The organism is Daejeonella lutea, assembly GCF_900168015.1.
GTDB classification, from domain to species: domain Bacteria; phylum Bacteroidota; class Bacteroidia; order Sphingobacteriales; family Sphingobacteriaceae; genus Daejeonella; species Daejeonella lutea.
Window position 1 is genome coordinate 188,953 of record NZ_FUYR01000002.1, and the last position, 13,822, is coordinate 202,774.

Consider the following 13,822-nt stretch of genomic DNA (forward strand, 5'->3'; position numbering starts at 1 on the left):
GCTTACAAGCATAAATTTGTGTAGTCATTAAGAAAAAAATAGTTCTATCTATTTCCAGTCTATAAAGCTACCTACACTTTTCCTTTTTCAAAAGGTCACTACACCCCGTTCTCAAAGTGTAGGTTTCTGTGTTAGTTGTAGATCGAACTTTACTTTTTATTTTAAAAGGTATGATCGCTTGTTGGCTTATAAAATAAATACTGAAAAAGGGCAGCATAATACGACATAGTTATAATCTAAAAACTAATATTCATAGATTAGTCAAAATGACTTGACATGGAAATCGCTCACGGTTGGATATTTTTTGCAGTACTTGTTGGCTTGGTTGGTAACAGCAGAAAAATAGGCTTCGGTATGGCACTACTCTGGTCCATCTTGTTATCACCAATTATTGGACTGATTATAGTTTTGTTGTCTCCAACTAACTCTCAAATAGAAGAACATAGATATAAACATTATATCGAGTTAGCTAAGAAAGCAAATTATAAAGGAAATATCGCGAAAGCCATTGATCATTATCAAGATGCTCTTTATCATTTAGAGAATGATTATAAAAGTCCCAACAAGCAGCGCTCAGATCTTATTCTTCAGTTGAAAAGCATCGTTGATAGATTAAAAACTAAGGATATGGAAAAACCGATAATCACCTAATTCGTTTTTAATATTGGATCAAAATCCAATATTTGCTTTAGTATTAACTCATCATCCTCAACCAGAGTACTAAAATACACTTCTAGAGCTTCACCGATTTTAAATAAGGGCGTCATCCTGAAATTTGTTTCACCCATACTTTTTAAGTCAAAGTTAAGTTGTTTTTTGGACTTGATTGGAGTTTAATATTTCGTTGACATCAGTTTTCCGAGCACTTAAATTTTAGGTACACCTGAATTGTCCCTTCTTAACGGATATGTATTTGGCGTTTTTTTATCTTGAATCGTTAAACCCATGGACCCGCTCTCAGGATCATATCTTATATAAATTGACATATTATTACCTTCCCAAGTCATATTCATTGCCGTTTTATCATTGATGTAATATTCGGCGTCATTATTACCAAACAATCCTCTTAGAGTACTTTTAAGTCTCAAATACTCGCTAATAGTTTGCTTGCTCTTCAATAGCGATACTTGATACATTCGATTATCTCGATTAAAATATGCAACAACTGTTTTGAAATCGAATATCGTTAAATACCTTGTAATTTGCGTTTGAAGTACTATACGCATTGCCCGAATACGGTTCTAATTTTAAAATAGCGTCGGCTTGAGTTATAATTGTACCAAACTTTATACCCTTAAAATTCCTCGCTTTATCATATTCATAAAAAGTACTTGTTTTGCTTGGCTGTCCTATTGCGTTTAAGCACATAAAACTAAATAGAAAAGTGTAAGCGACGTATTTAAGTGCCCTGATTTTCATAATATTTCTTCCCTTTATATCCATTACAATTATACAAACAAGATATTAGGTTATCACCCAGTTTTTTGAAGTGTAGTTAGATATGCTGAGTTGTATGAACGGTTACGTGTTCTTAACTGATAAAGCTGAAAATATATTCATATGCAGCAGAGTATGATTATGATGAAAATAACAAGCAATGCCAATAAGAACATTATAATCTCCTTCTTCATCATTAAAAGTTACCTACACTTTTACTTTTCTACCGGGTTATTACACCCTGTTTCTCAAGTGTAGGTTTTCTGAGTTAGATTGAGGATCGAACTTTTACTTATTATTTTAAAAGGTATAATCGCTTGTTGGCTTATAAAAAATAAAATAGGAATTGTTAAGTACCATCGGTTTCTGGATATTGCAATTTCGAGTTCCTTATAACTTTTTGAATTTCCTCTTTGGGACGATAGTCACCAGGCAATGCAGCTAAAGCGATAGGTAATATATTTAGCCTCAAACTTATCCAAATATCACGTTTGTAATATGGGAAGTTTTTGAAATTTGTAATATTCAATAGTCGGGCATCAACAGGAACTCCGGGATCATCAACGATCAGAACAAAGCCGAAAGGAGGAAAAGCAATTTCGCTAATTTTATGGATCACTCCTTGGTTGTATGAGATATTGTCACTAATAAAACGATATATTTTAGGTGTTAAATCGTAATACGCATATATCTGATATTTATCGGGTAGCATATTACTTTCCTTATTTCTCACAAATTCTACCAAATCCGGATAAGTATCTAGGTATTGAATAGTCGAAATGCAAATAAAGTTCGAAATAACTTGTTTAATAATCTTCAGTGGGTGGATTATAAATGGATCACCTTTAGTATAATTGCAATCACTAAGAAAATGCCTATAGTGCGCCTGATTTGCAAAATCTATATATGCATTGGAATACATTCTTCCGCAAAAGCTGTTACAATCCTTACAAAGGGAATAATAACCTATGCCACCTTGAAATTTTTTTCCTTTGGTGTTTTCTAGGAAAGGATCATTTAAAAAAACATCTGAAGGCACAATTACGAAACCACCTTTATTTCCTGACTGACGTGGTGGTATATGCTCATATGTTAAAGTCCTTTCTTCACCACAAAGCTTACATCTACCCACCAGTCCTTTGCTTCTCATTTTATAATTCCTAATTCCTTCTGTATGGTTATGAGAGCGGTTTCTATATCTTCATTATATTTAATTTCTATCAAACTACAACCATTCTCATTACATTTTTTTCTTTTCAATTCATCACGAGCTAAAGTCTTCTGAAAACCTTCGACTCCTCCGAAAAACGAAATGGGTTCATAATGTTGCTTACCGTTATATTCTATTGCCACGTTTAGCGATTTAATGTAGATGTCAAATCTTTGACGTCCTAGCCAAATCGGACTGAATTGTGTCATCACATCTTCGTCCTCAAAATGTTGCTTCAATCTTTCGAATATTGCTCGCTCATTATAAAAGCTACCCACTTCATTGTATCCATGTCTTTTTCTAACTAAATTTTCTAGATTTCGAATATTGCTTTTAATTCTGCGATAATACTCACCAACAGTCTTTTTACCTATGTTCAATGGCTCCAATTTTTCCTGTAAAACGTCTGTTGAATTTCTGTAGTCCATTGAATACGTTTGTCGGTAAAGTTTTATATGAAGTACATCTGCAAATAGATCAGGATAATAATTGTCCATATCGATTGTGTCGATAAGATATTGTATTTCAAAAAACTGTTCAATCTGGTTTAAATTAAAAGAGTCGATAAGATGGCGGAATTCAGACGTTTGAATTAGAGTATTGGTACTATCTGCGAGAGAAAATCTAGTTTTAAAATAATTTAGATATGTGAACTGAGGCGCTATATCTTTCGAGTAGTTTAGACAGTTAAATAACTCAACTGCAGTGATTCCAAAATCATACACAATAGAACCCAAGGCTAATTCAAAAGGGTTAAGGAGATTTCTCACCCGCAACTCTTTATATATAGCTTCAACGGAGATTGAATCATAACTAGTTATTAAGATCCTTAAACTGTTTCTATCATACCAATCGTTCTCCGAAAAGCTATTTTCGAAATTAATAACAAAACCTTCAAAATCCTCCGGTCTAATGAATGGTAGGTACTCGTGAATTGGGTTTAAGTTTACACAACAGGTTTTACCGATGTTGCTGGAAGTTTTAATCATTTTACCTGTGGGTAAAACGAAGATCGGAACCCAATTGATACCATAAACGCTCTCAACAATGCCACCGCAAGGATAGCATGAATGGTCTCCTAATAAGAATATAAGATGACCATAATGCACTAATTCAAAACTAGTACTTATTCCATCAGAAAAGATTAATAGATCACGCTGAATCTTTGGATCAGTCAGTATTCGCGGCGCTTTTGAATTTGACGACTGTCTGTGAATGGTTCTTAAATCGATGCCATAGTTGTTTTCGTAGCAGTCGACAATTAATTTATTTATCACTTCAACTTATAAGTTACTAAGGTTTTCTTGGGTGTTAAAAGAGATTCGGCTTTACTGCTTTACACGCTTTGCTATTTGAGCAGCAACTTCCTCTATAGTAAACATCGTAGTGTTAATCGCCATTAAATCAGCAATGATTGGACTGAACTTAATAACCTCACTTTTCGATATCTTGTGCCAAATAGGTAAAATAACTTTCTCACCTTCTATTTCTTTGGCAAATAAGCCGTCTAATTCTCTTTGCGGCCACTCCTTCTTGAAAAATGCCTCAGACAGCACGACGATACCATACGTAGAATTTTTAAGACCGTTCTCTATTGAACGCCTCAAGCTATCACCGATCTGCAACTCGAATTCATCATACCAGACAGCGACCTGCATTTTCTGCAACAATTCAACAAATGGTCTCACAAAATCATCTTTATCTTCAGAAGCATGGGAAACAAAAACGTCATAAGATTTAGACACTTGTACTGCTGAAGTTGAATAAGGGAGTTGTAAGCTAGCAGATGACAATGCCTTTTGCCTTTCCATCTCTCTCGTGATGCTCTGCTGAACTGAAAGGATGTCTTTCTGCTCGCGTTTAATTTTATCTCGTTCCCTTTGTTCTTCTTTATTTAACGACTGAATAAGTGTCAAACGTTTTGTTTGTTTATCAGATAACGTTTTGATTTTATTTGCTCGGTCTTTATTTAATCTATTTATCTCGTCTTGTTTTCTCCCTAACTCCTTTTGATACGTAATAATTCTTTTTAAATCCTTTTCGCGATGAATTTTATCTAAATAGCTATTAGCTTCCTTCTCTTTTCGACTTATAGTACTATTTACACTTTGAACTTGAGTTTCTAAACTATGGATCTCACGATCTACGCTTGAAATAGAGCTTGTAATGCTTTGGATGCTCATTGCGACCTCGGTTAAGTATTGAGACAAGTTAATAAACTTTTCACTCACAACACTTAAATTCCAAATTTTTGCTAAATATATTAGTAAATTAGCCAAATGTCAATCCGGGAACAAGTAGACTTTGGAATTACTTTAACAAGAGAATTAGCTGCTTGGGTCAAAGAACAGCGTTCTTTGGGCAAAGCTGTACCTAATGGAAAGTTCTTATTTGAGATGTATGTAAAGAAAAATGACAGGTTAGTTCTGGTGTTTCTGAACAGCTTATCCTATCGTTACTATGCCAAATTCGTTGCTCCAGACGTTGAAGATTATTGTGTTAAGCTTCTGCGTGCAATTGAACCATGTGTATTCAATAGTATTGCTTGTGAGATTGAACCGTACACTTCGAGGTTTGAGTTTGAGCATAAAGATGGCATATTAGTCAAGCACGTGAGGTATTCATTTGCTTCGATGATTTATTAATTGGTAACCTGTGCATTTTTAAAACGGGTTGTATTAAGTATAGCAATCTGAATGGTTTTAGCACTTATTTTAAAAGCTTAAGTTTCTAAAGAGGATTGACTTAAAAAAGTTTGTCAAGTTTATTTAAACCTTCGGATACTACAGACTCTATGAGCTTTTCTAAAGTGATATTTGTGACTTTTTTAATACCTTTAAGCCACTTTAGATTATCTTTTGATGTCTCATTGGACGCAGAATTCTTATCTAAGTACAATTGTACTACGTCGACAATTTCTTTGAACGCAAACATTGATTTTGATTGTTGCAACTCTACAACCGCGATATCAGATACGTCTCCTTCAACAATTTTGAAAAATAATATAAAAGGCAAACTATGTTTATTCTTTATATCAAAAGCATGTAAAAAGGCTGTGTTGAATTTTTTCAATAAACGTCTATTTTGAGAATCCAAGAAAAAGATTGTGATATCATTGCCTGATTTCAGATGTAATTGAGCAAAGCTTCCTGGAGTCCTATAAATTTCCTGGATAGCAGTGTGATGAATATCATACAGGATGATCGCAAACGACTTCGCTCTACCGTTATCTAAGTGTTCCTGACAAATAGCTATGAAGCGTTTGTAAAAATCTCGCTCTGAATGGCCAAGTCCTTCACCCTTTCCTTCTTCGAATATTGGATACATAGGATGCTAGATTACTTAAAATAATTTATTGAGATCGATAATCAAATTTTCAAAGTTATTAATGGTGGTTTTGTCAAAGTCTTTCGATGTTAAGCCACTTTTCACCAGATGATTTGCTGGTCTAAAATGATTGAAGCGACTGATCTTTAAATAATCATTAATTTGTGATATTATTGGCGTTATCGCATTGTCTAATTCTCCAATCTTGATGTCCTTGTGTTCCGTGAAGGAGGCATTAAACAGCTTTAAATAGTCTTCTTTATGAAAGAGATCTTCAATGTCTGCTTGGTTGTAATCGATTAGATATGAGTCAAAGAATCTGACTTTACTCTTTGCGATGAGCTTTTGACTAATCAAGTTCTCAAATTTGGTTTTACCTTTCTGATCGGTGAAAGTGTCCAGAAGGCAAACTATATCAAGATTGTTTCCTCTCATCAATGAAATGAATGTGGCCACCTTTTCCAATCCACCAGTAGGTACGATAACAATGTCATCGCGTAAAGGTGTTTTGCCAGCTTGTTCTAACATATTTGACATTGAGAAAAGATACATCATGTCAGATACCCCTTCTACCAGTAAGTTTTTCTTACCTATGAAAAGGTTCTGAGCAATGTCATAACCAAGTGCCGCTTGTAAAGGGAAAAGTGTATTTGGATCTTTCTGCTGAATACTGTCAGTAATCACGGAACCTTCAGCCGTCTCGAGTACTGTCCTGACACGATCAAGATTACCCGTAGGTATAGAGAATGGTGAATGTGTTGTGTATATGATCTGATACTCTTGAGCCAGGTCTTCAATAAATTTTAGTAAATCTGCCTGGGCTGCTGCGTGAAGGTTAAGTCCAGGCTCATCTAACAGCAAGACGTATTTTGAATCTTTATCTTCCTGAATTTTTTTAAACCAGACAAGAAATGAAAAAAACCAGTTGAAACCCTTACTCCTATTTTTTAATGGTAACGAAACTCTAGTGCGTTGATTCTTGACTCTTATATCTAATATGTGTTCTACGATATTAATGTCGATAACTTCTTCATTATTATAGTCATTACGAATTGTTCGTTTTACCTTTTCTTCTTTCGCCTCAATTTTAAATTCAATACTTAAATTTGAATTGGTGGACCAGTATTTGAACAATTCATCACTAATTATTGCTTCGGTAGCTTCTAGCTCGGCTATATAGTCCTCAAAATCTTCAGATTTCAATATGTCGGACGCGTTGAGATCTGCAAGCTCAAGCAAGGCTTTTGCAGTCTTCATTTCTTCATCTTCTAACTCCTCATTATCCAACTTTTCAATAACTATTCTTGACGGTAGAGAGTAATACTCATCGTAATATAGAAACTTCGGTATGTTGGGTTTTAGGATAGTCCTCGCTATAAACTCTTCTATCGGGTTAGACCACTTCCAGACGTTTGTGATAAAGGGTTTGATCTTTTCAAGGTTTGCTTTGAGTGCATCATCCTTATACTCAGCTATTATCACATCTAAATCTTTTGAACTAGTGATCTTTTCAAGCTTATCATTCAGAGCCTTGCTAGAAATACCCAAATCAGAGGTTTTCAATGCTATGAACTTTTTAAAATCAGCGTTTACATTTGAATAGGTGTTTCGGTTGTTATAATTTGTGGTGATAGAGATCAGGCCTTCCGTAAAGACGCCAGCACCCACTTTCTCATCAATTAATTTTAAGAGACTACTATCCAACCTGTATGTGCAGGTGATAGCTGACGGATCAGCTTGAGCTTTATCAACATTTTTCTTCTCACGTCTTGGGTAATCATGTGTTAAGCTGAACTGAAACTTCTTGTCATCCTGAAAATAATTCGTCTTTGCTATAGCTTCTAATACAGAGGTTTTGCCAGACTCGTTCATCCCCACCAAGATGGTTACATCATCTTTTATCTCAAAAGATTGCTCCTTCTCGAAGCTTTTATATTTATGGATTTTAACATTAATTAGTTTCATAACTGAGAAGTTAATTTTTTAGGTAAGTAGATAAAATGTTATGTATAAATATAATATATAACTAGTTTGTCACAAAAGTTTTTTCCGCGACCGTCTGCGACGGAGTGAGCGTCACAGGAGTAAGGTTTGACCATTAGTTCCGCTTAAAGAAAGATTGCATTTGTAAAATCCGTCTGGGTTACCATTTTGTTGCTTTCAATAATATAAGTGATTAATTCAAAAAGCAATTTTAATGATCCTGCCAATGCAATTTCTGATTCGGCAATTTTAATATCTGAACCGTGCACAACTTTAGATCTCAGAGTATACAAAGATTTAATTTCTTTGAATTTTGTAATTCTTGATTCACCTCTTTCCTTCAATAATGACGATAAGCTTAATGAGAGGCGATAAGTGATTTCAGAAGAGACATCCACAATGCTTTCTAAGGCGGCCCAAACAATAGCAATCGCACTCCTCAAGTCAACGCAATATCTCCACGAGTTTATAACATTTAAGGCATACCTGAATTTTTCATTCTTATTTGCCAAAACATTGGCTATTTCAAAGTAAGTTGATATCCAGCGAATATCTTCTTGATCAATAGTTGGATTCGTTAGAGCACTTGAATCTATCATTGAAACATGATAGTCGCATAAGGTAGCTTGTACAACTATACTTTTGTCTAAGTCTTTAATATCGTTCCAAGAACGGTTTAATGAGGCTATGGACGTAATTTGTGTATGATTTCTAACAACAAGTAAAGTGTTTAATAACCAAGCTCTATTTAGAGCATCATACCCAATTTGTGACTCATTTGCATAGCTAGCTATTTCGAATAAATCACTTTTATAACAGAAAGGTTCAATAAGTGCCCATTGCTTAAAACCTTTTGCTCCAAGTCCGGCTAATTCAAACACGGATAATCTTTCGACCTTCCGGATTTTTAAGTATGAAAGAAACTCAATTTCATCTGTGTGAAATTTAACTCCATTTCCAAGTACGTAGCATTTCGGTTCTCGATTCATTTCCATATTAAAAATTGCACCTAAAGTATTTACTATGTGAAAGCAGGAAAAGCCACGAAATCAAACCTTGCAATTATCATATCTACCAGTATCCTCTGCATTAAGATACCCTAACTTAACTCGAAATATCGAAAACTTCTTATAATTGCTATAAGCTTTCATTTTGCGAACCAACCGCGAACGGAGCAACCATCTAAGGAAAGAAGCACGGAGTGCGATCCTTAGTATGTTCACATGAGCAGCTGGCGGAACTATTGATTAATAAGGCATTGTGTCGGTCTCAATAGTTATGACAGTTGTGAAGTGGTTGCGACTCGCAGGTTCGCTATACTAAAAATGTGGTGAGATGCAATGTGATTAGCGAAGCAATCATGTTGGAGATCAGAAAACATTTACGAACTGCGTCGCTTGCCGAAAGCAAAGTGAATGACAGACTGCTTGGGTGGGTTTGTCCAGGACGGACAGTCCTAGGCAACAGTGTTGGAGCATAGCGCACTCATTTGTCGCGAAGCACTAGTGAGAAGCGTGGTCTGGCAGAGCATTGCAAGCTGAGTAACTTTTTGTTCCGATCTTCCTGCTTTTAGGTTGTGCGGTAGGGATATTGCGGCACTTGCTTCAAAGATTGCACAGGAACAACATAACCTTATAAACGAAAGACCAAAGCTCAGCCTAACCCTCGTTAAGCCGCAATTGAGGGATTCTAGTTATGATAAGATAATTGTTTTAGTACCCCTGTCATGCGAATTCGGTAGTTAACCATTTCCACACTCGCATTAAAATGATTAGCGAGTTGAAGATTACTCATATTTTTTTTTAACCCCCACAACAATCCAGATCTGGTTATTTGTAAACATGCACCCAAACATTTAGCTTCTTCTTCATAAACCTCGTTAAAAGTTCTCATTCCTATTGGTATTGAGAACCCCACTTCTGAAGTCTCAAATGAATGCTCACAAATTATATGTGCTAACTCATGCATTACGTCGCTTTGTTGTCGGGCAATACTGCTGTAAGGGTTATGAATGATTATCGTCTTTCCTGATAATGTTTTCATTGTCAACGCACTCCATCCAAAATCCTCGGCCTGCATACGCAATAGTTGATCTGACTGCGTAAAAAATTCACTCGCTTTGAACACAGGAATAGAAAGGTGCTCAGCTAGTGCAAAAGCACAGAGTGGTGAGTAATCGGCCAGTCCTAAATTGGTCCGATATCCCGACGATATGCGATCGGCTTTAGCTTTGAAGCCTCTTTTAAGTATACCTCCAGCCGCCACGTCCTAATCATTTATTTTTATATGCTAAATCGATCATCGTTACTAGCATATTGAGCGTATCGGGGGGTAATTCTCGATCAGCTCGAAGATGAGCTACCACGTGCTGATGATTTGAGAGAGGATTTGCCCTTGAATCACTAGCAATGAAAGTATCGGTTGACACGTCAAGCCATTTACAAATTTTAATAAACGTATCTACGTCTGGAATTTTGCCTTGTTCTATTCTTGATAGAGTAGGTGCGCTTACATCTCCAATTTCGTCGGAGACTGCTCTCAATCCTTTTTTACCTCTTTTACTTTTGAGCATACTAGCGAGCAGCTCTGTATTGAGTGTTGATTGCATGTGGAAAAATAATTATAAAAAAATTATTGTATCACTTGTGAAACATTTATTTCGTTGTATCTTTGGTGAAACAAGAGCGATAATTGTTTTATATATGAAACAAAGATAATATATTAAGATCAAATTGTCAATAGGTAAAATAAATGAGTCGAATCAGAGATTAAAATTAGAATTAAATGAATTACGCAGTACTATATAATTTAAAGCCAGGTGACAGCATAATCGAGCCTTTGTTCCGAACAGGATTTTCTAAGCACTTTGCTATTTACTTAGGAAAGGATTCTCAGGGAAATGAATTTGTAGCAGAAAACCACTGGATTAACGGGGTGACTATTACCCTTGCTACGCGTTATTTTTCATCAGTGAAACGAATTGTTCGAATAGAAAGATTTTCTGGGTCAGAGTTGGAAAGAACTAAGGCGCTACAACGGGCCTTTAATCTTGCTGGAAAACCCTATAACTTAATTACTTACAACTGCGAGCACTTTGCTACAGAAGTACAAAAAGGTAAGCCAAGCAGTAATCAAGTGACAAATTTCGCAGTGTTGTTTATACTTTTCATGATTGGACTATACTATAAGAACAATGCCTCAACATATAGAAGACGTTATGGAACAAGATAAGAAATTTAGGATTTTATCTATAGACGGTGGTGGTATCAGGGGGCTTATTCCTGCCAAAATCCTGGCAGAATTAGAAAGCCAACTCTCTATAGCTGATCCTAATAAGAAACTGTACGACTATTTCGATCTTATTTGTGGTACATCAACCGGGGCTATCTTGGCTATCGGAGTCGCTTTGGGTATACCGGCTAAAGATTTGGTAAAGTTTTATAAAGAACACGCCAAAGCAATTTTTCCGAAATGGTATTTTTTTTCGCGACAGGCCAAAGCCTTAATTTCCCCGATATATAGCAATAAGCAGCTCAGAAGGCTATTAAAGGACACATATAGCCGGACGAATAATGGGCGTGATCCTCTATTAAATGATATGAAAACCAAGGTTTGCATACCTTCTTTCAATGGAAATACCGGGGAGATAAATATCTTAAAAACTAAGCATCATAAAGATTATACCCGGGACTATAAACTACCAGCTTATGAGGTCGCGCTTTCTAGCGCGTCAGCTCCAGTTTATTTCCCTCCTAATTCATTCACATATGATAACGAGTTAGGCAGCGGCTTTAATATCAATATGATCGACGGGGGCATTTTCGCAAATAATCCGTCATTAATAGGTTTGCTAGAAGCAACAGAAAAATTAAGTATCGAATTCAAAAATATAGAGCTCGTTTCTTTAGGAACCGGGAGAGGAAAGCAAATAATAAAAAAGAATTGGTTACCTAAAAACTTCTGGTATTGGTTTCTTCCAAAGCCCAGGTTACTCGATATCACACTGGATAGTCAGTCACAGATCACTGAGCAATATATACTTTTTATAAATCGTGTACTGAAAAAACACAATAATGCTTTTCATTACGAACGGGTTCAGTATGAATTTGGGGATGATTTAATAGACCTCAATGCTTCAAAGCCAAGCGATATGAATAAGCTAGAAGCAATTGGGGGTGAGCTCGCAAAAAAGCATGTCTATCGCATTAGTAACCTTTTAAACAACAAATAAATGGCAGATTGTCACAAATTATTCGAGGAATTCCAAGATGAAATTTCTCTACCATCAGGAAAGAAGTCGAGAATGACAACTTCCAAAAGCGCTCTGAGAGAGAGAATTAGAAAATTTTTCAAGGATAACCATCCTGAATACGACCCGAAATTTTACATTCAAGGATCTTATAAGATGGGTACTGTTATCCGTACAAAGGATGATATCTGCGATTTAGATGATGGGATTTATTTTTTCCGGGAGCCGGATGTAACTGCGACTACACTACAGGGTTGGGTCTGGGATGCTGTACAAGGATATACATCCACAGACCCAGAACATAGAAAAAAATGCATACGGAAGCTATTTTCAGCTGATTATGAGATAGATTATCCAGTTTATTGTAAGGAAGATGGCAAAGAATATCAAATAGCGGTTAAGAATATCGGCTTTGAAGATAGTGATCCAAAGGCTGTTGTTAAATGGTTTAACAATAAAAAGGATCCGAAAGGAATTCTGGTACGGATTGTAAAAGACCTTAAAGGCTGGTGCGACAATATTAGGAATAAGATGCCCAGCGGCCTGGCAATGACAATTCTAGCATCGAATGCCAAATCAAGAATTGTCTTGAATGACCGAGAGGACATTACGTTAAGAGATATCCTGAAGGAGATTAAAAAAGCTTTGGAAATTAAATTTGAATGCGTAGTTCCTGCATTGCCTAACGACGATCTTTTTGAAAGCTATGACGAAACTAGAAAAAGCAATTTTCTGACATCGCTTGAAAACTTCATCGAGGATGCAGATAAAGCAATTAGAGAAGACAACCAATTAGCAGCTAGTAAGCATTGGCGAAAACACCTAGGTGATAGGTTTCCTAAGGGAGAAGATAAAAAGGATAAGGAGGATGCAATTGCTGCTGCAGTTACTCTAGGCGCAGCTACATCAAATCCATGGTCTGAGTGATGAGCGGGGTTGATCTTTTCAAGATACAAGCAAGAAATATCCAAAGTTTATATCCAACGCTGAACTATCACGAAGATTCAGACGTAAACCCATTTATTGAGGGGAGGTTAGTTTTAAGAGACTCAGCTAACAATTATATTGATGCCTACTCAATAAGAATCACTCCCTCTGAATTCTATCCTCTAAGATTTCCTTTTGTTTTTGAACTAGAAGGACGTTTGCCATTCAACATCGATTGGCACGTTTTCGAGGACGGCCGTTGCTGTATAAAGTCTTTGCCTGAAGAGATACTAATATGTAAAACTGAGCTCAATATAAGTCAATTTATTGAGGAGCAAGTAGTGCCTTATTTTTTTAATCAGAAGCATAGAGAACTCTTTGGTTACTATTTAAAGGAAAGATCTCATGGGTCACAAGGACATATCGAATTTTTTGAAGATGTGTTCAAAACAAATAATTTGAATAGAATTGCAAAAGCACTTTTTCATATATCTCGCAATTATAAACCCAGTCGGGTCGATAAATGTTTCTGTGGTAGTAGCTTGAAATATAGAAAATGTTGTAGAGAACCTCATCAAACTATCAGTATTTTCTCCAAGGATGAAATAGAGATATTTCTGAGAATGGTAATTAATTCGCCTCGCTTCAGTATTTAATAAATGCCTTCATATGTTTATTTTAAAGGCCAG

14 protein-coding genes are annotated in these 13,822 nt (G+C 35.9%); 6 read left to right on the forward strand and 8 right to left on the reverse strand.

What is annotated here, in order from left to right; genetic code table 11:
* The first annotated feature begins 276 nt into the window (after positions 1-276).
* Positions 277-651 carry a hypothetical protein gene (locus B5X60_RS09820; protein ID WP_079702522.1) on the forward strand — a complete coding sequence of 125 codons (375 nt, stop codon included), beginning with the start codon at positions 277-279 and terminating at the stop codon, positions 649-651.
* A gap of 1,135 nt (positions 652-1,786) precedes the next feature.
* On the opposite strand, the gene B5X60_RS09835 is transcribed toward B5X60_RS09820, so the two are convergent.
* The 3 genes from B5X60_RS09835 to B5X60_RS09845 are packed head-to-tail and all read right to left on the reverse strand — an operon-like array spanning position 1,787 to position 4,830.
* A complete protein-coding gene (locus B5X60_RS09835; RefSeq protein WP_079702525.1) occupies positions 1,787-2,587 on the reverse strand; it encodes a hypothetical protein in 801 nt (266 codons plus the stop codon).
* Positions 2,584-3,924, reverse strand: a complete 1,341-nt coding sequence (locus B5X60_RS09840) for a hypothetical protein (protein WP_139377438.1) — start codon at positions 3,922-3,924, stop codon at positions 2,584-2,586. The genes B5X60_RS09835 and B5X60_RS09840 overlap by 4 nt, the downstream gene beginning before the upstream one ends.
* 51 nt (positions 3,925-3,975) lie before the next feature.
* On the reverse strand, positions 3,976-4,830 hold the full coding sequence (locus B5X60_RS09845) for a toll/interleukin-1 receptor domain-containing protein (RefSeq protein WP_139377439.1): 855 nt from the start codon (positions 4,828-4,830) through the stop codon (positions 3,976-3,978).
* 96 nt (positions 4,831-4,926) lie between these two features.
* On the opposite strand from B5X60_RS09845, the gene B5X60_RS09850 reads away from it, so the two are divergent.
* A complete protein-coding gene (locus tag B5X60_RS09850; protein WP_079702528.1) occupies positions 4,927-5,292 on the forward strand; it encodes a hypothetical protein in 366 nt (121 codons plus the stop codon).
* A 100-nt stretch (positions 5,293-5,392) separates the two neighbouring features.
* Here B5X60_RS09850 and B5X60_RS09855 read toward each other — a convergent pair whose 3' ends face one another.
* The 5 genes from B5X60_RS09855 to B5X60_RS09875 all read right to left on the reverse strand — a co-directional run bounded on the left by B5X60_RS09855 (position 5,393) and on the right by B5X60_RS09875 (position 10,565).
* A complete protein-coding gene (locus B5X60_RS09855; protein WP_079702529.1) occupies positions 5,393-5,974 on the reverse strand; it encodes a hypothetical protein in 582 nt (193 codons plus the stop codon).
* Positions 5,975-5,989: 15 nt separating this feature from the next.
* Positions 5,990-7,939 (reverse strand): ATP-dependent nuclease, encoded by a 1,950-nt coding sequence (locus tag B5X60_RS09860; RefSeq protein WP_079702530.1) that lies wholly within the window; start codon positions 7,937-7,939, stop codon positions 5,990-5,992.
* 143 nt (positions 7,940-8,082) lie between these two features.
* Complete coding sequence (locus B5X60_RS09865) at positions 8,083-8,952, reverse strand: HEPN domain-containing protein (protein WP_079702531.1); 870 nt, start codon at positions 8,950-8,952, stop codon at positions 8,083-8,085.
* Positions 8,953-9,646: 694 nt separating this feature from the next.
* Positions 9,647-10,222, reverse strand: a complete 576-nt coding sequence (locus tag B5X60_RS09870) for an ImmA/IrrE family metallo-endopeptidase (RefSeq protein WP_079702532.1) — start codon at positions 10,220-10,222, stop codon at positions 9,647-9,649.
* A 7-nt stretch (positions 10,223-10,229) separates the two neighbouring features.
* Positions 10,230-10,565, reverse strand: coding sequence for a helix-turn-helix domain-containing protein (locus tag B5X60_RS09875; RefSeq protein ID WP_079702533.1), 336 nt, complete (start codon positions 10,563-10,565; stop codon positions 10,230-10,232).
* Between the two features lie 176 nt (positions 10,566-10,741).
* Between B5X60_RS09875 and B5X60_RS09880 the strand changes: the two genes are divergently transcribed.
* The 4 genes from B5X60_RS09880 to B5X60_RS18650 are packed head-to-tail and all read left to right on the forward strand — an operon-like array spanning position 10,742 to position 13,789.
* A complete protein-coding gene (locus tag B5X60_RS09880; RefSeq protein ID WP_079702534.1) occupies positions 10,742-11,188 on the forward strand; it encodes a lecithin retinol acyltransferase family protein in 447 nt (148 codons plus the stop codon).
* Positions 11,175-12,188: a CBASS cGAMP-activated phospholipase gene (locus B5X60_RS09885; RefSeq protein WP_170878427.1), complete on the forward strand. Its 1,014-nt coding sequence runs from the start codon at positions 11,175-11,177 to the stop codon at positions 12,186-12,188. The genes B5X60_RS09880 and B5X60_RS09885 overlap by 14 nt, the downstream gene beginning before the upstream one ends.
* Complete coding sequence (locus tag B5X60_RS09890; RefSeq protein ID WP_079702536.1) at positions 12,189-13,133, forward strand: CBASS cGAMP synthase; 945 nt, start codon at positions 12,189-12,191, stop codon at positions 13,131-13,133. It abuts the gene before it with no gap.
* The gene (locus tag B5X60_RS18650) at positions 13,133-13,789 is read left to right on the forward strand and encodes a YecA family protein (protein ID WP_079702537.1); all 657 of its coding nucleotides are present in this window, start codon (positions 13,133-13,135) and stop codon (positions 13,787-13,789) included. The genes B5X60_RS09890 and B5X60_RS18650 overlap by 1 nt, the downstream gene beginning before the upstream one ends.
* The last annotated feature ends 33 nt before the right edge of the window (positions 13,790-13,822 follow it).